The organism is Pseudomonas sp. ANT_J28, from assembly GCF_008370005.1.
GTDB lineage: Bacteria > Pseudomonadota > Gammaproteobacteria > Pseudomonadales > Pseudomonadaceae > Aquipseudomonas > Aquipseudomonas frigoris.
In genome coordinates this window covers 114,749-136,513 of sequence record NZ_VOBM01000014.1, presented here as the reverse complement: position 1 = coordinate 136,513, position 21,765 = coordinate 114,749, and the positions used below count along the sequence as shown (strand labels likewise).

16 protein-coding genes are annotated in these 21,765 nt (G+C 58.9%); 8 read left to right on the top strand and 8 right to left on the bottom strand.

The genetic code is table 11. The features are described 5' to 3' along the window. Positions 1-138: 138 nt before the first annotated feature. From glyA to FQ187_RS12460, 5 genes are all read right to left on the bottom strand, one after another. Complete coding sequence (gene glyA, locus FQ187_RS12480; RefSeq protein ID WP_149629705.1) at positions 139-1,395, bottom strand: serine hydroxymethyltransferase; 1,257 nt, start codon at positions 1,393-1,395, stop codon at positions 139-141. A gap of 33 nt (positions 1,396-1,428) precedes the next feature. Continuing rightward, positions 1,429-4,284, bottom strand: coding sequence for an aminomethyl-transferring glycine dehydrogenase (gene gcvP, locus FQ187_RS12475; protein WP_149629704.1), 2,856 nt, complete (start codon positions 4,282-4,284; stop codon positions 1,429-1,431). Between the two features lie 10 nt (positions 4,285-4,294). After that, complete coding sequence (gene gcvH / locus FQ187_RS12470; protein ID WP_149629703.1) at positions 4,295-4,672, bottom strand: glycine cleavage system protein GcvH; 378 nt, start codon at positions 4,670-4,672, stop codon at positions 4,295-4,297. Between the two features lie 284 nt (positions 4,673-4,956). Then, on the bottom strand, positions 4,957-6,465 hold the full coding sequence (locus FQ187_RS12465) for a sigma-54-dependent transcriptional regulator (RefSeq protein ID WP_149629702.1): 1,509 nt from the start codon (positions 6,463-6,465) through the stop codon (positions 4,957-4,959). A gap of 57 nt (positions 6,466-6,522) precedes the next feature. Continuing rightward, entirely contained in the window at positions 6,523-7,437 is a 915-nt protein-coding gene (locus FQ187_RS12460; RefSeq protein ID WP_149629701.1) for a LysR family transcriptional regulator, read from the bottom strand. 151 nt (positions 7,438-7,588) lie between these two features. Between FQ187_RS12460 and speB the strand changes: the two genes are divergently transcribed. The 4 genes from speB to betA all read left to right on the top strand — a co-directional run bounded on the left by speB (position 7,589) and on the right by betA (position 13,578). Beyond that, a complete protein-coding gene (gene speB / locus FQ187_RS12455; protein ID WP_149629714.1) occupies positions 7,589-8,593 on the top strand; it encodes an agmatinase in 1,005 nt (334 codons plus the stop codon). Positions 8,594-8,620: 27 nt separating this feature from the next. Further along, entirely contained in the window at positions 8,621-10,129 is a 1,509-nt protein-coding gene (locus FQ187_RS12450; RefSeq protein ID WP_149629700.1) for an aldehyde dehydrogenase, read from the top strand. Positions 10,130-10,318: 189 nt separating this feature from the next. Continuing rightward, a complete protein-coding gene (locus tag FQ187_RS12445; RefSeq protein WP_149629699.1) occupies positions 10,319-11,887 on the top strand; it encodes a cytosine permease in 1,569 nt (522 codons plus the stop codon). A gap of 2 nt (positions 11,888-11,889) precedes the next feature. After that, entirely contained in the window at positions 11,890-13,578 is a 1,689-nt protein-coding gene (gene betA / locus FQ187_RS12440) for a choline dehydrogenase (RefSeq protein WP_149629698.1), read from the top strand. Positions 13,579-13,669: 91 nt separating this feature from the next. On the opposite strand, the gene FQ187_RS12435 is transcribed toward betA, so the two are convergent. Together FQ187_RS12435 and potE are read right to left on the bottom strand one after the other, a co-directional pair. After that, positions 13,670-15,955 carry an Orn/Lys/Arg decarboxylase N-terminal domain-containing protein gene (locus tag FQ187_RS12435; RefSeq protein ID WP_149629697.1) on the bottom strand — a complete coding sequence of 762 codons (2,286 nt, stop codon included), beginning with the start codon at positions 15,953-15,955 and terminating at the stop codon, positions 13,670-13,672. A 2-nt stretch (positions 15,956-15,957) separates the two neighbouring features. After that, the gene (potE, locus tag FQ187_RS12430; protein ID WP_149629696.1) at positions 15,958-17,361 is read right to left on the bottom strand and encodes a putrescine-ornithine antiporter; all 1,404 of its coding nucleotides are present in this window, start codon (positions 17,359-17,361) and stop codon (positions 15,958-15,960) included. 185 nt (positions 17,362-17,546) lie between these two features. Between potE and FQ187_RS12425 the strand changes: the two genes are divergently transcribed. After that, complete coding sequence (locus FQ187_RS12425; RefSeq protein ID WP_149629713.1) at positions 17,547-17,876, top strand: hypothetical protein; 330 nt, start codon at positions 17,547-17,549, stop codon at positions 17,874-17,876. A 101-nt stretch (positions 17,877-17,977) separates the two neighbouring features. On the opposite strand, the gene FQ187_RS12420 is transcribed toward FQ187_RS12425, so the two are convergent. Beyond that, the gene (locus FQ187_RS12420; RefSeq protein ID WP_149629695.1) at positions 17,978-18,694 is read right to left on the bottom strand and encodes a glycosyltransferase family 25 protein; all 717 of its coding nucleotides are present in this window, start codon (positions 18,692-18,694) and stop codon (positions 17,978-17,980) included. A gap of 326 nt (positions 18,695-19,020) precedes the next feature. On the opposite strand from FQ187_RS12420, the gene FQ187_RS12415 reads away from it, so the two are divergent. From FQ187_RS12415 to FQ187_RS12400, 3 genes are all read left to right on the top strand, one after another. Then, positions 19,021-19,674 carry a peroxiredoxin gene (locus FQ187_RS12415; protein WP_008155786.1) on the top strand — a complete coding sequence of 218 codons (654 nt, stop codon included), beginning with the start codon at positions 19,021-19,023 and terminating at the stop codon, positions 19,672-19,674. Positions 19,675-20,225: 551 nt separating this feature from the next. Continuing rightward, positions 20,226-20,723, top strand: a complete 498-nt coding sequence (locus FQ187_RS12405; RefSeq protein ID WP_149629694.1) for a VPLPA-CTERM sorting domain-containing protein — start codon at positions 20,226-20,228, stop codon at positions 20,721-20,723. A gap of 460 nt (positions 20,724-21,183) precedes the next feature. Continuing rightward, positions 21,184-21,741: a polysaccharide biosynthesis/export family protein gene (locus tag FQ187_RS12400; RefSeq protein WP_149629693.1), complete on the top strand. Its 558-nt coding sequence runs from the start codon at positions 21,184-21,186 to the stop codon at positions 21,739-21,741. Positions 21,742-21,765: the final 24 nt, after the last annotated feature.

The window sequence follows — 21,765 nt, the reverse complement described above, 5'->3', positions numbered from 1 at the left end:
AAGAAGACAGGGATTGATCAATCGAACTATGATTTTTCATGGACTCGCCCTCGCTGTCGTTGGCTGTTTAGACTGCCACCGTGGCGCATTGACGCCTCGGCTTGGGCGAGTCCATCCAATTACAAAGAGTGCTGCGGATCAGTCGCGGTAGACCGGGAAGTCGCTGCACATTGCAGCGGCTTGCTGGGCGACTTGCGCCTCGACATCGGCATCGCCGAGGTGATCGAGAATGTCGCAGATCCAGCCCGTCAGCTCGATACTCTGGGCTTCCTTGAACCCACGGCTGGTGATCGCCGGGGTGCCGATGCGCAGGCCCGAGGTCACGAACGGCGATTGCGGGTCGTTCGGTACGGCGTTCTTATTCACGGTGATCCCGGCGCGACCAAGGGCCGCGTCGGCGTCTTTGCCGGTCAGGCCCTGACGAATCAGACTGACCAGGAACAAGTGGTTGTCGGTACCGCCCGACACGACGTCGTAACCTCGGTCGATAAAGACCTTGGCCATCGCCTGGGCGTTGCGGATCACTTGCGCCTGATAGGTCTTGAACGCTGGCTCCAGCGCTTCTTTGAAGCACACAGCCTTGGCCGCGATCACGTGCATCAACGGGCCACCCTGGCCGCCGGGGAACACCGCTGAGTTGAGTTTTTTCTCCAGTTCCGGATTGGCCTTGGCCAGGATCAGGCCGCCGCGCGGACCGCGCAGGGTTTTGTGGGTTGTGGTGGTGACGACATCGGCAAAGGGAACCGGGTTCGGGTACAGACCCGTCGCCACCAGCCCGGCAACGTGGGCCATATCAACAAACAGATAAGCGCCGACCTTGTCGGCAATCGCCCGGAAGCGGGGAAAGTCCAGGGTCTTCGAGTAAGCGGAGAAACCGGCGATGATCATCTTTGGTTGGTGTTCGACGGCCAGGCGTTCGACTTCGTCGTAATCGATCAGGCCGGTGGCGGTGTCGATGCCGTACTGAACGGCGTTATACAACTTGCCGGAAAAACTGACTTTGGCGCCGTGGGTCAGGTGACCGCCGTGGGCCAGGCTCATGCCCAACACGGTGTCGCCGGCTTGCAGCAACGCCAGATAGACTGCGGCGTTGGCCTGGCTGCCGGAGTGCGGCTGGACGTTGGCGTAATCGGCGCCGAACAGCTGTTTGGCGCGGTCGATGGCCAATTGTTCGACCACATCGACGTGTTCGCAACCGCCGTAATAGCGCTTGCCCGGATAGCCTTCGGCGTACTTGTTGGTCAGGCCGCTGCCTTGCGCTTCCATCACCCGTTGACTGGTGTAGTTTTCCGAAGCGATCAGCTCGATGTGGTGTTCTTGACGTGCGTCTTCGGCGTTCATCGCTGCCAGCAGTTCGTCGTCGTAGCCTTTGATCTGGTCGTGCTTGCTGAACATGGTGGAGTCCTCTGAGGGGGTATGCGTTAGTTCTTAGGCGTCCTGGTAGTCGGCGATCGACGGGCAGGCACAGATCAGGTTGCGGTCGCCAAACACGTTGTCGACCCGACCGACCGGTGGCCAGTACTTGCCTTCGATCAGCGACGCGACCGGATACACCGCTTGCTCACGGCTGTACGGATGCGTCCACTCGCCGACGATTTCCGCCGCGGTGTGCGGCGCGTTTTTCAGTGGGTTGTCGTCCTTGTCCAGGGTGCCGTTTTCCACCGCGCGGATTTCTTCGCGGATGCGGATCATGGCTTCGCAGAAGCGGTCCAGTTCTTCTTTGGATTCGCTTTCGGTCGGCTCGATCATCAGCGTGCCGGCGACTGGGAATGACATGGTCGGGGCGTGGAAGCCGAAATCGATCAGGCGCTTGGCGACGTCATCGACGCTGATGCCGCTGCTGTCTTTCAGCGGACGCAGATCGAGGATGCATTCGTGCGCCACCAGACCGTTGCTGCCGGTGTAGAGCACCGGGTAGTGCTCTTCGAGGCGACGGGAAATGTAGTTGGCATTGAGGATCGCCAGTTGCGAAGCACGCTTGAGACCCGCGCCACCCATCATCCGAATGTACATCCAGGTGATCGGCAAAATGCTCGCGCTGCCGAACGGTGCGGCGCAGACCGCGCCTTCTTTACGCTCCATGGTGCCGTGACCCGGCAGGAACGGCGTCAGGTGCGACTTGACGCCAATCGGGCCGACGCCGGGGCCGCCACCGCCGTGGGGGATGCAGAAGGTTTTGTGTAGGTTCAGGTGCGACACGTCGCCGCCGAACTTGCCCGGGGCGCAGAGGCCGACCATGGCGTTCATGTTGGCGCCGTCGATGTACACCTGGCCGCCATTGTCGTGAATGATGCCGCAGATTTCGCGGATGCCTTCTTCGAACACGCCGTGGGTCGACGGGTAGGTGATCATCAGCGCCGCGAGGTGTTCGCGGTGCTCGATGGCCTTGGCGCGCAGGTCTTCGATGTCGACGTTGCCGCGGGCATCGCAGGCGGTGACGACCACGCGCATGCCGGCCATATTGGCGGTCGCCGGGTTGGTGCCGTGGGCGGACGAGGGGATCAGGCAGATGTCACGACGGTCTTCGCCACGGCTCTGGTGATAGGCACGAATCGCCAGCAGGCCGGCGTATTCACCCTGGGAACCGGCGTTCGGTTGCAGCGAGATCGCGTCGTAACCGGTGGCGGCGCAGAGCATCGCTTCCAGTTCATCGGTCAGCTGCTGGTAGCCGGCGCTTTGCGCGGCCGGGGCGAACGGGTGCAGGGCGCCGAACTCGGCCCAGGTCACCGGGATCATTTCGCTGGCGGCGTTGAGTTTCATGGTGCACGAACCCAGCGGGATCATGGTGCGATCCAGCGCCAGGTCCTTGTCGGCGAGCTTGCGCAGGTAGCGCATCAGCTCGGTTTCCGAGTGGTAGCGGTTGAACACCGGGTGGCTGAGGATTGGCGACTGGCGCAGCAGGGTGGCCGGGATCGTGCTTTGGACGGTGGCAGCCAATGCCGCGAAGTCCGGCAGTGTTTGGCCGTCGGCCAACAGCGCCCACAGGGTTTCCACGTCAGCTTGCGAGGTGGTTTCGTCGAGGGACAGGCCCAGACGCTCGCCATCGACCACGCGCAGGTTGATCTGCTTAGCACGTGCTTTTTCGTGCAGAGCGGCAGTTTGCGCGCCGGTCTTGATCGTCAGCGTGTCGAAGAAGTTTTCTTGCTCAACCGTCAGACCGATTGCGCTCAAGCCTTGGGCCAGAATCGCGGTCAGGTGATGCACGCGATTGGCGATCTGCGTCAGGCCTTTCGGGCCGTGGTACACGGCGTACATGCTGGCTATGTTGGCCAACAAGACCTGCGCGGTGCAGATGTTGCTGGTGGCCTTCTCGCGACGGATGTGTTGCTCGCGGGTCTGCATGGCCAGGCGCAGGGCCGGCTTGCCGAAACGGTCGACGGAGACGCCGACCAGACGGCCCGGCATGTCGCGCTTGAATGCATCCTTGGTGGAGAAATACGCCGCGTGCGGGCCGCCGAAGCCCAGCGGCACACCGAAGCGTTGCGCGCTGCCGATGGCGACGTCGGCGCCGAACTCGCCCGGCGGGGTCAGCACGGTCAGGGCCAGCAGGTCGGCGGCGACCGCCACCAGCGCATTCGCCGCGTGGAAGCGTTCGGTCAGCTCGCGGTAGTCGAACACGTCCCCGTTGCTCGCCGGGTATTGCAGCAAGGCGCCGAAGAATGGCGTCACGTCGGTCAGTTCGAGTTCGTCGCCAACGACTACGTCGATGCCCAGCGGCTCGGCCCGGGTGCGCAGCACGTCGAGGGTTTGCGGGTGGCAATGCACGGAAGCGAAGAAGGCGTGGCTGCCCTTGTTCTTGCTCAGGCGTTTGCAGAAGGTCATGGCTTCGGCGGCGGCGGTGGCTTCGTCGAGCAAGGACGCGTTGGCGATCGGCAGGCCGCTGAGGTCGCTGATCAGGGTCTGGAAGTTCAGCAGCGCTTCGAGACGGCCCTGGGAAATTTCCGGCTGGTACGGGGTGTAGGCGGTGTACCAGGCCGGGTTTTCCAGCAGGTTGCGCAGGATCGGCGACGGCGTGTGGGTGCCGTAGTAGCCCTGGCCGATGTAGGTCTTGAACAGCTGGTTTTTGCCGGCGATGGACTTGATCAAGGCCAGGGCATCGGCTTCGCTCAGGCCGTCTTCGAGGCCGAGGACGCTGGTGCCCTTGATGCTGTCGGGGATGACGCTGGCGCTCAGGGCTTCCAGCGAGTCGAAGCCGAGGCTGTTGAGCATGGCTTGCTCGTCGCCGGAGCGCGGGCCGATGTGGCGGGCGATGAATTCGTTGCGGGTGTCGAGGAGGGTGGTCATACGGAAGTCCTCAAGCGGCGTCGTTGGTCAGGCGCTCATAAGCGCTCTGGTCGAGCAGGGCGTCCATTGCACTCGTGTCGCTGGGGCGCATACGAAAGAACCAGCCTTCACCCAGTGCGTCTTCGTTGATCAATTCGGGGGAGCTTTCCAGCGTCGAATTCACCTCGACCACTTCGCCATCCAGCGGCATGTACACGCTGCTGGCAGCTTTCACCGACTCCAGCACCGCCACCTCATCGCCAGCGCCGAAGGTACGCAATTCAGGCACTTGAACGAAGACCACGTCACCCAGCGCTTGCTGGGCATAAGCGGTGATCCCCACAGTGATCAGGCCATCGCTCTCAAGACGCAGCCATTCGTGATCGATGGTAAAACGCAATTCGCTCATATCAACTCCTCATTGTTCAGACTCATCCACTGCTGGTGGCGGATGGCGATGGGCAGGCTCGTGTCGGGCAACGAGCGTAGCTTGAGGGTTGATAGCAAGGGTGGTGCCAATCTTTATTAGTTGTGTTAAATCAATGGCTTGAGATATCTGTAGCAGGATTGGTATGCAGCTTCCGTATTGAAATCAATACAGGCGCGCGCAGAGGAGGGAGCGAAGTCTGGGCCAGACGCGTCGAGAAGGTTTTGTCTTTATTTCGATACGCTGTATCGATTTAAAGACAGCAGTCAGGGTTTTCCGGGAATGCCATATTTACGCAACCGGATTGCGATCGCACTGTGCGAGGTTTGCAGGCGTGCCGCCAGTAAACGGCTGGAGGGATAACTGCTGTAGAGCTGTTCCAGCAGGTTCTTTTCAAACCCTTCGACGGCCTCTTCCAGGCTGCCAACCTCACCGTCGTTTTGTCGCTCGACGGCGGTGCGGGCGATGTCGAGGTCGTCGATGTCCACCAGCGGATTCTCGCAAATTGCAGCAGCACGAAAAATCACGTTCTGCAGTTGCCGTACATTGCCCGGCCAGCGGTTACCGAGCAGCGCCGGATAGGTCCCGGGCGCCAGGCGACAGACCGGACGCTGGATCTGCGCGCAGGCCTGCTGCATGAAATGATTGGCCATCAACAGGATGTCGTGGCCGCGTTCGCGCAACGGTGGTACTTGCAGATTGAGCACATTGAGGCGGTAGAACAGGTCCTCGCGAAAGCTGCCTTCGCTGACCATTTTCTCCAGATCACGGTGGGTCGCGCTGAGCACCCGTACGTTGACCCTGACCTCACGATCGCCACCCACTCGACGGAAGCAGCCATCGCTTAAAAAGCGCAGCAATTTGGCTTGCAAGTAGGGCGACATTTCGCCGACTTCGTCGAGGAACACCGTGCCCTGGTCGGCCAGTTCCAGCAGGCCGAGTTTGCCACCCCGTTGTGCGCCGGTGAAGGCGCCAGCGGCATAGCCGAACAGCTCGCTTTCGGCGAGACTCTCCGGCAGTGCCGCGCAGTTCAGGGCCAGGAAGGGCGAGTCATGCCGTGCGCTGATCGCGTGGCAGGCACGGGCCACCAACTCTTTGCCGGTGCCGGTTTCGCCCTGAATCAGCAGCGGTGCATCGAGCGTTGCAACACGCTGGGCACGGGCCTTTAGGGTCCGAATCGCCGGGGACTCACCGAGCAGCGCGTCGAAACCTTCGGCATGGTCATGATGCAGCGCCGAGAGGCGTTCACCTATGCGGTTCGGTTGGTACAGGGTCAGCAGGGCGCCAGCATCGGTGATCGGCATGGCGTCCAGCAGCAGGGTCTGGCCACCGAGGCTGACTTCATGCATGGGCAGGCGAAAACCGTGCTCGATCAATGTGCGTTGCAAGGCGGGATCATCGAATAGCGCGGTCAACGGCTCACCGGCCGGTTCACGGCCACAGAGTGCGATCAGCGCCGGGTTGGCCAGCAACACATGACCACGCTCGTCCACCGCCAACACCGGGTCGGTGCTGGCCGCCAGCAAGGCATCGAGTTGCAAGCGGCGGCGCTGCCCCGGGAGGATGTCGACCATCGTCACCGCTTGCACGCCCCGCACCCCAAGAAAAGCTTCGCGCAGCTCTTCCAATACATCGGCGCCGAGGGTTGGCGCATCGATGTAAACGTTGGGCGGCACCATCTCGACGGCATCCAGATTGAAACGGCGCCCACCGAGCAGGGCCAACACTTCCTGGGTGATGCCGACGCGGTCGATGAAGGTGACGTGGATGCGCATAGGGTGGCCTGCAAGGGTTGCGAACAGAATGAGTATGACCGGCACCTGCAGTGTCTGTCAGGTGTTGCCGGTGGTGCGCGAACAGGCGGCCAGATCTTCTAGAAAGGCCTGAAGGATCGGCGGCGGGGCCGTGCCGCGTCGGGTGATCACGTCGAACGGCGACATCAGTTGCAGGCTCGTCGGCGCCAGTTGGTGCATCTCGCCGGTCTTGATCCATTGGGCCGCGAAGTGCATCGGCAGAAAGCCCAGATAGGCGCCGGAGATCAGTAGAATGGCCAGCGCCTCGATGTTGTCCACCGTGGCCGCAGCCTTGCTGACGCCCAGGTGTTCCAGGTCGTATTGCTGCATGTAGCCCCTGACGACAATCCGGCTCGCGGCAATCTCTTCGAGCAGTTCGTCACCCTCGGCCTTGCTGCCATAGAGCGGATGCCGCCGCCCGCAATACAATCCCAAGGCTTCCTGATACAGCGGTGAGTGCAGCAGGCCCGGAACGTAGATCGGGAAGTGCCCGATGGCCAGGTGCAGTCGGCCGTCGAGCACGCGTTCTTCCAGTTCTGCGGGGGTGCCGACGTACACGTTCAGGTGCACATCATGCCCTCTGGATACGAAGCGTTGGGTGGTGCGCGGCAGTGGAGAATCGGGATCGGTAATGGTGGTGTCGATGATCCCCAGATTGAGCTTGCCGCTGATGTGCTGCTTGAGCACGTCAGCGTCCATGCAGAAATTTTCGACTGCCGAGAGCAGACGCTGAGTGGCTTCGTGGATCGCCACGCCTTGCTCAGTCAGGCGAAAGCCGCTGCGCCCGCGTTGACAGAGCTTTACCCCCAGCCGGGTTTCCAGATGAGTCATCTGTTCGCTGATGGTTGACTGGCCGGCATTCAACGCCGCCTGCGCGGCAGAAAAACCGCCGCACCTGACAATCGTGGCAAACACTCTGAGCAGTTTCAGATCGACATCGTGCAGCTGGATCACCTTGAACCTCCCGCGTATGGATGCATCGGTAATGCCGATATGAGTATCTGATGTTTAGCATTTTTTCCACGAAAACCTGCGCCCATAGTCATTCCAACGGCGGTCGCCTTCCAAGTCCGCTAGCTGATAACAAGAATTGGAGATGCCTGAAATGTCGAACAACGGTTATGAATCCGGTCGCCTGAACCTGCCATTCGTGGGTCACTGCACCTTTGGCAAATCCCCGGTGTGCACCGATTGGGATGCATTGGATGCGGACGTGGCAGTCCTCGGCGTGCCCAACGACATGGGCACCCAGTGGCGTTCCGGCGCACGCTTCGGACCACGCGGCATTCGTGAGGCATCGACCCTGTTTTCCTTCGGCCATGCCGGCGCCTATGACCACGAAGTCGACGTCATGTACCTGACCGCCTCCGACGTGCGCATGGTCGATGTGGGTGACGCCGATATCGTGCACACCGACATGGTCACCAGTAACGAGAACACCGAGTACGCCGTACGCAAGATTCTGGATGCCGGCGTCATGCCGGTTGTACTCGGTGGCGATCACTCGGTCCACGCCCCGGTGATCAAGGCGTTCGAGGGCCGTGGCCCGATCCATATCATCCACTTCGACGCGCACCTGGACTTCGTCGACGAGCGTCATGGCGTTCGCTACGGCCATGGCAACCCGCTGCGCCGCGCGTCCGAAATGAACCACATTGTCGGCATGACCCAGATGGGCATCCGCAACGTGTCGTCGTCCAATCGCGATGACTACGAAGCAGCCCACGCGGCCGGCTCGAAGATCCTTTCGGTCCGTGATGTACGCCGCCTCGGCGTCGAAGGTGTGCTGGCGTTGATCCCGCAGAACATCAACTACTACATCACCATCGACATCGACGGTTTCGCCCCGTCCATCGCCCCTGGCACCGGCACCCCAAGTCACGGCGGCTTCCTCTATTACGAAGTGCTGGAAATCATCCAGGCCCTGGCCAAACGCAGCCAAGGCAACATCGTTGGCATGGATCTGGTGGAGGTCGCACCGGTCTATGATCCTTCCGGCATGACCTCGATTCTGGCGGCGCAACTGCTGCTCAACAGTATTGGTTTCATCTTCCACGAGCGGGCTCAAGCACGGCACGCCATGAGCGAAACCACCACAGCCACGGTGTGATCCGACCGCCGCACAGAGGGTATGAAAATGGACACGATCGTTAAGCAGTATTTGCAGAAATTTGGTGTATCCGAAGCCACCCAGACCTTCCTCAGCAAGGTTCAGAAAATGTTCATCGGCGGCGCCTTTGTCGAGGCCAGCGACGGGCAGACGTCCGATGTTATCGAGCCGTCGACCGAGGGCCTGATCACCCGTATTCCGATGGGCACCACACAGGATCTGGATCGCGCCGTGCAAGCTGCTCGAGCACAGTTTGACGGTGGCGCCTGGCGTCAGGCCAAGCCGGCAGAACGCGAGCGGCTGATGCAACGCCTGGCGGACCTGATTGAACGCAACGCCGCCGAACTGGCGGAAATCGAATCGATCGACATGGGCAAATCAGTCGCCTTCGCGCGGGACGTCGATATCCAGGGCACGGTCGATACGCTGCGTTATTTCGCTGGTTGGGCGACGAAGCTGCATGGCCGAACCGTTGAGCCGTCGCTGCCGGGCAATTACCTGGCTTATACCCGCAAGGAAGCGGTAGGAGTGGTCGGCGCCATCGTGCCCTGGAACTTCCCGCTGCAAACCATGGCCTGGAAGCTCGGCGCGGCGCTGGCAACCGGTTGCACCGAGGTGGTCAAACCCGCCGAACTGACCTCGCTGTCCGCCTTGCGCTTTGCCGAGCTGGTGCAGGAAGCCGGCATCCCGGACGGGGTGATCAATATCGTGACCGGACGCGGCAGCGTGGTCGGTGCGGCGATGGCCACGCACCCCGGTATCGACAAGCTCACCTTCACCGGCTCGACCCCGGTCGGCCGTACCGTCGGCCGCGCCGCGCTGGACGAAATGAAGCGACTAACCCTCGAACTCGGAGGAAAATCACCGGTGATCGTATTGGCCGATGCCGACGTGCCGGCCGCCGCCCAGGCCATTGCCAACGGCGTGTTTTTCAACTCCGGCCAGGTGTGTGATGCCGGTACTCGCGCCTATATTCATCGCAGCGTCTACGACGAATTCCTGCGCGAACTGATCGCCTACACCCGCACGCTGAAAATCGCACCGGGTCTGGATCCAGACTGCTTCATCAGCCCGTTGGTCTCAGCGTTGCAGAAGGAGCGAGTGACCGACTACATCGAAACCGGCAAGCAAGAGGGCGCCGAATTGGTTTACGGCGGTCAGCCTGTCGAAGGCCCCGGTTTCTTCGTCGAGCCGACCATTTTTGCCCATTGCCGCAACGACATGCGCATCGTCCAGGAAGAGATCTTTGGTCCGGTGCTGGTCACCGCACCGTTCGACGATGAAGAAGAGGCCTTGGCCTTGGCCAATGACTCGCCTTACGGCCTGGCGGCCGCACTCTATTCCAATGACCTTGGAAAGGTGCACAGCCTGATCCCGCGGTTGAAAGCGGGTTCGGTCTACGTCAACGCCCACGGCACCCTCGACCCTTCGATGCCGTTCGGTGGCTACAAGCAGTCCGGATTCGGCAAGGACCTGGGCGCGGAGCAGCTCGATTATCTGCTCGAAACCAAGGCCGTCTGGATCACGCTCCCCTGAGTCATGGCTGACTCAATCCCATGTGGGAGCGAGCTTGCTCCGGGCGGCGTTCCGACGAATAGGCCGGCACATCCAACATTGATGTGGACTGATACTCCGCTTTCGCGAGCAAGCCCGCTCCCACAGGGACGTCGTTCACCCCAAGAACGCAGTTATCTCGTCATGATCTTCCAAAAATAAGAGTACATCATGAACATTGACGCCAAAGCCGCCCCAAGCGTGTCTCTCCTGGACGACAAACCCGTCGTCGAAAGCCATTCAATCGATTTCATCCCGGAGAGCGAGCGCACCGACAAACTGTCGAGCCAGGGCCCGTTCTGGTTCCTCGGCAATTTCACCTTCTTTACCATGACCATCGGCTTCGTCGGCCCGAGCGTCGGCCTGACCGCGCTCTGGACCACACTTGCCGGCACGCTGGGCATCATGTTCGGCACGCTGTTCATGGCCTTTCACGGCTCGCAAGGTCCACATCTCGGGCTGCCGCAGATGATTCAGTCCCGTGCGCAGTTCGGCTATCGCGGGGTGATCCTGGTGCTGCTGGCGACGCTGTTTGTGTTCGCCGGTTTCACCATCGTCAACCTGGTGTTGATGATGCAGGGGCTGCACACGCTATTCGGCTTCAACCCTGCGGTGATCGCGGTGGCGGTGACGATACCGGCGGCCGTATTGGCGATCCTCGGGCATGACTGGATGCACCGCAGTTTCAAATGGGCGTTGTACCTGTCGCTTCCGCTTTACGGCCTGGTGACGTTGGCGGTGCTGATGGGCTGGGTTCCCGATGCCGCGGTGCCGGTGCTTGCGGCCGGTGAAGTGGCCCCGGCGCCGCTGGGCTTCAACTGGACTGGCTTCATCGCCCAGTTCGCGGCAGCGGCGAGTTACAACATCGCTTACGCCCCGTATGTGTCTGACTATTCGCGTTACCTGCCGAAGAACACCTCCAGCGGAAAATTGATCGCGGTGGTGTTCCTGGGTGCCTCGTTGTCCGGTGCATGGATGATCTCTGTCGGTGGCTGGTTGGCCGATCACCTGCACTCCACGGATGTGCTGGTGGCCCTTGGGCAAGTGGGCAACACCGTTTCGCCACTGATGGGGACTTTGGTGGTGGTTGTCACGATCCTGGCGTTCCTGCCGGTCATCGCCATGAACATCTACAGCGCGAAGTTGACCACGCTGACCTGCGTCGACTCCATCAAGCACATCGAACCTACCCGTAAGGCACGCATTCTGGCGATTGGTTTCGTGATCCTGCTGCAACTGGGTGTCGCGCTGAGCATCCAGAGTTCGGGCAAAGGCTTGTCGGTGTTGGGCATCTACCTGGTGGTGATGCTGTACTTCCTGGTGCCCTGGACCTCGGTCAACCTGACCGACTATTTCTTCGTCCGCAAGGGTCGCTACGCTATCCCGCATTTCTTCATGCCCCACGGCAACATCTACGGCAGCTGGGGCCTGCGCGGCATCGCGGCGTATGCCATCGGCTTCATTTCGATGATCCCGTTCTTCTATATCTACGATGGCGTTGAACAGCGTGAGGTCTATGTCGGCCCGCTCGCCAAAGCGCTCGGCAGCATCGACATCGCCTGGCTCGTCGGGCTGATCGTGTCGGGGTTGGTGTACTACTGGTTCAGCCGCTCGATCGACCTCAAACGCGAAGAAATCGTCATCCAGCACATCGAAAAAACATCCCCGCAATACACCACCGGCGACACGTTGACCAAGCCGTCGCTGCCCGTTTTCAACGAATCGGCGGTCCGGAGATAATCATGGCGACGCAAAAATACGACTACATCATCATCGGTGCCGGCTCGGCAGGTTGTGTGTTGGCCAACCGCCTAAGCGAAGACCCAGCCACCTCGGTCCTGGTGCTGGAATTCGGCGGCAGCGATCGCAGTGTGGTGATTCAGATGCCGAGTGCATTTTCGATCCCGATGAACACCAAGAAGTACAACTGGCGCTACGAGACCGAGCCGGAGCCGTTCCTCAACGGGCGGCGCATTCACTGCCCAAGGGGCAAGGTGCTGGGTGGCTCTTCGTCGATCAATGGCCTGGTGTACATCCGTGGCCACGCCTATGACTTTGACGAATGGGAGTCCCTCGGTGCAGAGGGTTGGGGCTATCGCAATTGCCTGCCTTACTTCAAACGGGCCGAGCATTACGAGGAGGGCGGTGACGGCTATCGCGGCAGCACCGGCCCCTTGCACACCACCAACGGCAATCACATGAAAAACCCGTTGTACGGGGCCTGGGTCGAGGCCGGCGCAGAAGCGGGCTACATCAAGACCGATGACTGCAACGGTTACATGCAAGAAGGCTTCGGCGCGATGCACATGACGGTGAAAAACGGCGTGCGCTGCTCCACGGCCAACGCTTACCTGCGACCGGCCATGGGACGTCCGAACCTGACCGTGATCACCCATGCAATGACCCGTCAGATCATGCTTGAAGGCAAGCGAGCCGTCGGCGTCATGTATGACCACGAAGGCCAGACTCATCAGGTTTATTGCAACCGGGAAGTGCTCGTCTCGTCCGGGCCCATCGGCTCTCCACACTTGTTGCAACGCTCCGGTATCGGTCCGGCCGAGGTTCTGCGCAAAGCCGGGATCGGCATCCGCCATGACCTGCCGGGAGTAGGGGAGAACCTGCAGGATCACGCCGAGGTTTACATCCAGTTCGGCTGCAAGGAGCCGGTGACGCTGAACAGCAAAATGGATCCTTTGAGCAAGTTGTTGATCGGCCTGCGCTGGCTGTTGTTCAAGGACGGACTCGGCGCCACCAACCATTTCGAGGCCGGTGGTTTCATCCGCTCGGATAAAGGACTGCGCTGGCCGGACATTCAGTTCCATTTTCTGCCTGCGGCCATGCGTTACGACGGCAACAAACCGATCAAGGGCCACGGCTTCATGGTGCTCACCGGGCCGAACAAACCGAAGAGTCGCGGTTACGTTCGGGTGCGTTCCGCTGACCCTTACGAACATCCGCAGATTCAATTCAACTACCTGCACCGCGAAGAGGACCGCGAAGGTTTCCGCCGCTGCATCCGCCTGACTCGCGAGATCATCGGCCAACCGGCGATGGACCGCTTCCGCGACGGCGAGATCGCCCCTGGACCACAGGTGAACACCGACGAAGAAATCGATGCCTTCGTGCGTGAAAACCTGGAAAGCACCTACCATCCCTGCGGCTCGTGCCGCATGGGCGAAGACGAGATGGCAGTGGTTGACTCCGAGCTGCGTGTTCGGGGCATCGCGGGTTTGCGGGTGATCGACTCGTCGGTGTTCCCGACCGAGCCAAACGGCAACCTCAATGCACCGACCATCATGCTGGCCGAGCGGGCTTCCGATCTGGTTCGTGGGCGCACCATGCTGCCGGCGTCCGATGCGCCCGTCGGGCTTGTCCAGGATTGGGAAACCAGCCAGCGATCATCGTTGCCGGGACGCAATGTGAGGGTTTAAACCCGACGGGTTAATCGCTTAGGAGAAGACACATAAAACGGGCGCCTTCAGGGCGCCCGTTTTTTTCTTCGCAGTACGTACAGGCGCTAGCTCATTTCAACACCAGCAAGCGATAAACCCCGCCCTCGCTTTCGATCCCATGGGTGTCATGGGTGAAACCCGGGAAGGATTTGTCGAAGGCTTCCAGCGCCTTGAGATAGGCCAGCAACGGCCCGTCCGCAGGCCCGGCGTTTTCACCCGGCATCAGCAATGGAATGCCCGGTGGATACGGCACGATCCCGGTCGCAGCGATGCGTCCGGCGGCTTCCTCGAGTGTCACCCGTTCGATGTCGTTTCTGACCAGTTTTTCGTAGGCCTCCACCGGGCTGAATTCGGCTTTCGGCAGTGTGCCGAACGCCTGGGCCATGTTGGCGGTGGTTTTGTGTTTCTTCATGGCGGCGAAGATTTCGTCGGCAAGGTCCTTGAGGCCCATGCCGGCGTAACGAGTCTGGTTGGCGGCCAGCAGATCCGGCAGGCACAGTTCCAGTTCGACGTTGTCGTCATAGTCGCGTTTGAAGTCGAGCAGGGCATTGAGCAAGGTGCCCCATTTGCCTTTGGTGATGCCGATGGAGAACAGGAACAGGATGGTGAAGTCGGTGGTTTTCTCGACCACGATGCCCTGACGTCCCAGGTAGGCCGTGAGTACACAGGCCGGGATACCCGAGTCGAGCAGGTTGCCGTCGTCGCCCATGCCGGGGCTGAGCACCGAGACCTTGATCGGGTCCAGCATGCAGTAGCCTTCTTCGATGTCACCGAAGCCGTGCCATACCGCGTTGGGATGCAGTACCCAGCAGTTCGGCTCGGTTTTCAACAGCACCGGATCGACTTCATGGAACGGCACGGTGGCCGCGCCAACCTGTACGGTCGGCGGCTGCCAGCAGGTAAAGAACCAGTCATCCTTGCTCAACATATCGTTGTGCATGCGCGAGACGACCTGGCGGAAACTGATGGCTTCTTCGATCGATTCGGTGGTGAGGATTTGCCCGCTGGGAGCTTCCATCATCGCCGAGCTTACGTCGCAGGAAGCCATGATCGCGTAGTTCGGCGAGGTCGAGGCGTGCATCATGTACGACTCGTTGAAGCGCCCGTGTTCGATCGGGTTGCGGCCGTTACGCACGTGAATCATTGAGGCCTGGGACAGGGCGGCCAGCAACTTGTGGGTCGACTGAGTGGCGAACACGGTCGGCTTCGAGTCGTCGTGATCGTCCGGGCTGCCGTGCATGGCGTGGCGCTCGCGGTACAGCGGGTTGAAACGCGCATAACCGTACCAGGCTTCATCGAAATGCAGACGATCGACGCTTTGCCCCAGCAACTCTTCGACGCGGGTGACGTTGTAGGTCAGGCCGTCGTAGGTGGAGTTGGTGATGATGGCGTGGACGGGTGTCGGGTCGATGCCTTGCTTGACCAGCGGGTTGCTGGCGATAGCGGCTTTCACGCCGTCGCTGCTCAGGGTTTGCGGCAGGATCGGGCCGATGATGCCGTAGCGGTTGCGGGTCGGCACCAGATAGGTCGGAATCGCACCGGACAGGGTCATCGCATGCTCGGCGGACTTGTGGCAGTTGCGGTCGCACAGGGCGATCTGATTGCGGGTGACGCTGGCCATGAGGATGACGCGGTTGGACATCGACGAGCCGTTGGTGACGTAGTAGGTGCGGTGGGCGCCGAACACCTTGGCGGCGTAGCGCTCGCCCTGGCCGATGGGGCCGCTGTGATCGAGCAGCGAACCGAGTTCACCGACCGAAATCGACAGGTCCGAACGCAGCAGGTTCTCGCCAAAAAACTCGTAGAACGCGCGCCCCGCGGTGCTCTTCAAAAACGCTGTGCCGCCGGCATGACCAGGGGTGTGCCACGAGTATTCATAGGTGCGGGAAAACTTCACCAGCGCACCGAACATGGGAGGGAGTGCGGCTTGGCGATAACGTTCGATGGCCGCCAGGATGCGCCCACTGAGAAAGCGGCTGGTGTCCTCGGGCAACCAGATGAAGTCGTCGGCGTGCTGCATGACCACCAGTGGAATGCTCGACGCGGTGCTGCGGTCGCTAATCAAGAAAACCGGCACCCGGGTGTTGCGCTCACGCAGGCTGACTAGCAGTTGGATGCATTCCTCGTGGCCTTCGCTTTTGTCCATTTCCCAGCTGAGCAGTACGCATTGAATGGCCGGGTCCGAGCGCAGGATCGACGTGGCGTCGCTCAGGGTTTCCGACGCCAGCACCCGGACGGTGCGTTCCTCCACGTCGTTGATCAACTGATGCAGGGCGCGACCAAAGACGGTGCGTTTGTCCGGCGGGCTGCTGACCAACAGCGTGAGCATTCCGAGCGAATGTTTATATTCCGTCATGATTAAGCCTCCACTCTGACTGCTTGCAAGTTATTGACCGGCACCGGCTCGCCTGTGATGTGCTGAGCGCTGACGGTCTGTGTCGGTACGCTGTTATTGAGCGCTTCGAGGCGGATCAGGCGGTTGTTGACGAAGCCAAACAGCGTGTAACCAAAGATCGTTGCCACGCCGCCGAGCATTAGTGCCTGCGCGCCCGAGCTGTACAGCGCCAGGTAGCTGTAAGCCGCCGCGACCCACGCAATGATGTTGGTTATCAGCGCCGTGCCCGCCGGAACGTTGGAGACCTTTTGAATGGTCATCAACGCGGCCATGGAGAGGATGTAGGGCACCAGGTTGGTGACCACCGCGAGGTTGACGAGGGTGTCGAACTGCTTGCTCAGGTCAGGGCTGATGGTGAGAAAAGCCAGCGCCGTCTGCACTGCCAGCAGCACCAGCATGCCGACGATGGGTGTTCCGGCCTTGTTGGACTTGGCAAAGATCGACAGGAAATAACCGGTGTCCGCGGAGCTTTTGTAGACCTGAGCGATGGTGAATTGCCAGCCGAGCAGCGAACCGATGCACGCCAGTACCATCGCGGCCATCACAATGTCGCCGACCAGAGGGGTGAACATCTTGGCAAAGACCAGCCCGAACGGTGCAGTGGAGGAGGCCAGTTCAGGGTTATCGACGATACCGGCGATGACGTTGGTGGAGACGATGTAGATCACCGCCGCGCCGAGGGTGCCGCCGAGAACCGCAATCGGTACGTTTCTCTCTGGATTTTCCACGGCATCGGTGTTGGCGCACGCCGATTCCAGACCGAGGAATGCCCACAAGGTGATCGCCACCGATGCACCTGCGGCTTCGAACCAGCCCATGTTGTGCGGGTTCCAGCCCGCGGCGTAGACACTGCTGTCGAACCAATACCAGCCAACGGTGGATACGAGCACTACCGGCGCAATCACCCCCCAAACCGTGATCGCACCGATCCGGCCGGTGATCCGTGCGCCTCCGAAGTTGGCGAACGTGGTGATCCACAACAAAGCGATGGTTGCCAGACCCACTTGCAGTGAATCAAGCTTGATGTGGAACAGTTCCTGGATATAGCCGACCGCCGTAATACTGATCGCCACATTGGCAATCAACAGCGAGAGCCCATAGGTGTAGTTCGTGATGTAGTTGCCCGCCTTGCCGAAGGTGTATTCGGCATAGCCGCCCATGCCCCCGGTCTTTCGGCTGAGCATCCCGCAGCGCGCAAAGGCATAGGCCAGCGCCAGGGAGCCGGTGGCCGTGATTAGCCAGGAAAGAATGGAAATGCCGCCGACTTCGGCGAGTTTTGTGGGTAACAGCACAATGCCTGAGCCCAACATGTTGACGGCCGTCAACATTGTCAGTTGCCCTACCGTCATTTTCTTTGCGACTGACATTCCGTTGCCTCACTTGATTGCATTGAGAGGGTGTTAGCTATAGCTAAGGATTGAAATCTCGGCAGAAATGTCCGTAAGACACTGAGAAAACAGGCGATAGCGCACTTAAGGCATTTTGCTGGCCCCGAAGGCTGAAACTTTTGACCAAAATCAATTTATTTTCAGTTAGTTGGGATCGAATGCAAATGCGGGATGTGATGGTTGCGCTGATTTCGTTAGGCCTGGCGAGCGTTGCCGCCTCTGTCCAGGCAAAAGAACTGGCCTCGAATGATCGTTACATTTGCAGCTGGGGCGCAGGTACTGCGGCGAGAGCCCAGGAACTCAAGCTGTCCGGGGTTTCACTGTATGCAGCCCGGCAGAAGTTACATACCTACAAGTTCAGTAAGCCGTGGATGCACATGATGGCGATGGGCATTACCGAGCAGACCTATGACAGTAATTCGCGGATGAAGCCCGCAGCCCTGCGCGAGAGCTTTTATGAGGAGTGCGTCCGGTACAAGTTGGCGCGCAAATGACGGGGGCGGTCCGCCACAAGCACCTGGAGACGGCTCCTGCGCCGTGCCGGGCTGGTTACGTCAGGCATTGGATACTTCAGACCTTCCCTAAAGAGAGAAAACTATCGAGTTCTTCTCAGGTTTTTTGCCTTTAACCTCCTGAACATACCCATTACCGGCCGCAGGACAGGCACCCTGTCGAAGATGGAAAGCTCATGCAGGTCCGTCCGCGAGGGCCTTTGATAGCCACAATTCCAGGTAAAATAGTAAGCCAGAATTTCTTTATTCTTATGAATAAGCGTATTGAGAGCAGCGTCATAATGCATCGGACCTCCGTCAGGATGTCCCGGTGGCCGCTCCAGAACCTGGAATAAAAAATCCCTTAATTTCCCAAAGCATTTCCCGTTTACAGCATAGAAATGGGCCAAATGTATTGGCCGGTCGACTGCTTTCCAAGCGGGCAAGTTTGAATTTTCTTCAAACGGATGCCCAAAATAGACGATGTCCCACTCAATACCTTCCAGAGACTCGATCGCCTTTCTCCCATATTGAGAAATATGTCTGGAAAACTGTATGTCGTCCTCCATGATCAAGATATTTTTCAAATTCAGGCGCATAGCCTCTTCCAGCACCCCCAGATGACTCAAAAAGCAGCCTCTGACCCCGACGCTCGGGAAGCCATTTCCCTCACTGGGCGTAACAGCCTCAAAAAAGCCTATTTTTTCATCATCAATGTGAAAGCCGTTGCGAGTGAATTCTTCTACTGTTTCTAAACGGCGATCCTTTCTTGACGAGATATTGATGATTCTTACTCGATCAAAATATTCGATCACATTCATCTGTCAGGTCCTTAGCGCAGACAATCAGGGCAGTTGGATTGGAATGCTTGGCGATTTTGTCCGTGTTCTCTATCGAGCCCGGATTGCAGTATAGGCAGCATTTTCGGATGAAGTTTTAGTCTCGTAAATCGGCGTGCAGCACCAGTTCGAGAAGACACGCCAGATAGGTGTCTCAGTGAATGGGCACCGGGCGAAAAGTTCCGATAGATCCGGGTATTTACCGCTGGCGCCAGCTCTTCGGCGGGGGTGCAGAGCGAAATCTTCAAGGTCACCTATACTGGATCGTTCCGAGAGTTTCCCTACCCTTCACAGCGAGGAGAACGCACATGACCATTCGTATTGGCGACGAAGCACCGGATTTCACCGCCGAAACCACCGAAGGCACGCTCCATTTCCACGAATGGATTGGCGACAAGTGGGCCATCCTGTTCTCACATCCGAAGGACTTCACCCCGGTCTGCACCACTGAACTCGGTTATATGGCCGGGCTCAAGCCGGAGTTCGACAAACGCAACACCAAGATTGTCGGCCTCAGCGTCGACCCGGTCGGTAACCATCAGACCTGGGCCAAAGACATCGAAGAAACCCAGGGCCATGCGGTCAACTACCCCATGATCGGCGACGAGAATCTGGTCGTGGCCAAGCTCTACGACATGATTCACCCGAACGCCAGTGGCGGCGCTCGTACTGCCGTGGACAACGCCACGGTGCGTTCAGTGTTCATTGTCGGCCCGGATAAAAAGATCAAGGCGATGCTGGTCTACCCGATGAGTGCCGGGCGCAACTTCGATGAAGTGTTACGGCTGCTCGATGCTATTCAGTTGAACGCCAAGCACACGGTTGCCACGCCGGTGAACTGGCGTCCGGGTGAGGACGTGATCATTCCTACGTCGGTATCCGACGACGACGCAAGGAAGAAATACCCGGATGGCTTCAAGACGGTGAAACCTTATTTGCGTACGGTGGCGCAACCGAAGTGATGGTCAGTCATTCATCCTGTCTTCAATCGTGATGCCTTTTACGCGTATTGCATTGATCTGCTCGGCACGGGTGCCAGGGAGGTTGAGCATGGTTCCCTGGCGCAGCGCCGAGACTTCGACAGTGTTCCAGGGTTGAGAATGCACGGGGAGCCTTTATCTGCCATACCGTCTTCATGCGTCAAAAACTCTCGGCCGCCGGGTACTTTCAGAAAGTTGCCGATAAACCCGCCTTTACAGGCGTCGTCGGCGGTCGAGCCCATGCCATTGCCAAGGTACTTCGTTGCCCGGTGCAGGGCGCTTTGCCGGGTCGTGTGCTAGCGTCCTGATGCGGGCTAACGCCCATGGGTGAAGCTATTACACATAGATAGAATTCACAGAGCTGACGTGCTCGTTGTGGCGTTATTTTGACGCCACCCTCCCTGAGGTGAAATTTCGATTTATTATTGTGACGAGCTGTTGACGTAATGGCGATGTGCTTATAGGCTCAATTTAGCCGATAAAGATTCCTTCAACCGACAAAAGAATAACCCCCTACGCAAGGAGGCGGTGTTATGCGCTCAACACTTGTCATTAAATTTGTGTTGTTTTCTGTGATCCTGAATGGTGCAGCTATTGCTAGTGCTCAGGCGACCAGTTTGGCCTATGAAATTAGTCGCATAGGCAGCGCTTGCGAGGAGTTAGGGCCTCAACTTTGTACGGCTCTCAAAGAGCACACGGGTGGCGCGCTGCTTACTTTTGGAAAGAGCCTTGGCTTGCCTTCATTGATCACTGATATTTACGTTGATGATGTCCATTCTGCGAAAGTTAACAGTGTCATACATCACGCTGACTCGGGCGTGGATGTATCCGTCAATTCTTCTTCGCGTGACAGATTAATGGCGGCGGTTGACAATAAGCAATTCAAGATTGATTCATCTCTCCAGGATAAAAATCTGGTTGAGGTGTCTGACATCAACCAACCGAATGCAGTACCGCTTCCTGCGGCAGCATGGTTATTTTCTTCCGCGCTATTTGGTTTTATTGTGGTCGCCAACCGACGGAAGATATAGGTGGTAGTTAACGTTATTTGGCAATAAGGGTTATTTAGACAGTCACTCTGGTGGCTGTGTAGACACACAGCTTTATGTATTGTTTTTGCGGATGATGTCTGTCTTGCAATGATACTTGGTTTGTAATTGTTGATATCAATTAGTTGCGCTGGCAAACGTAGTCATAGCCAGGTTGACAGTGTCGCAGTTGAGCCGGCTCAAGCGGGCACGGTGTGGTTAATATTGGCGCGGAATACGCTGGGGGTGGTTTGCTTGCTCCAACCTGTTGTTAAATAACACTATTTTGCTGTTTTACACTAACGTTCCGGTTTCGAGTGTGTTGCATTGGCGGAATTGACCGCCCAGAAGCTCAAGGTGATTGCTGTGTAGTAGTTTCTTTGGCTTGAAATAGGCTAGAGTGATTTGACTAGGTTTTTTTGTTCTAAACTCCTTGCATGGCTACTTAGACGGAGGGATCCCGATGTTCCGTTCATTGATACCTGTGCTGTGCGCGTTGGCCGTTTGCCCCAGCATTTCCAATGCCGTCGAAAACGACCCGACTTACCGGCTGAGTCCGGGAGATAACCTTTCTGTTTCCGTGTGGGGCGAAGACAAGCTCAAACAGGATGTACGCGTACTCCCCGATGGCAGCATTACCTTCCCGCTGGCAGGGCAGGTCAATGTTGCGGGGCTTGATGCCACCGCTGTCGCGAAGCAAATCGCTGCCAAGCTTGAGGCTTTCATACCTGATCCGCAGGTGAGCGTTGTCGTCACCGGCACCGAAGGTAATCTCGTCTACGTTCAGGGCAAAGTGCTGAAACCCGGCACCGTGCATATGTCAGGTCAAACGTCAGTGCTGCAGGTAATAAGCATGGCGGGCGGGCTCGACAAATTCGCCGATAAAGGCGACATTAAGGTCGTGCGGCTCAATGGGGCTAGACAAGAGATCCTGCGCGTCGACTACAGCGAGTTGATGTCAGGGAAAGACATGACCACCAATTTTCTACTTAAAGCCGGCGATACGCTGGTCGTGCCTTAGCCTTGCGCGAGGCACTAGGGATTA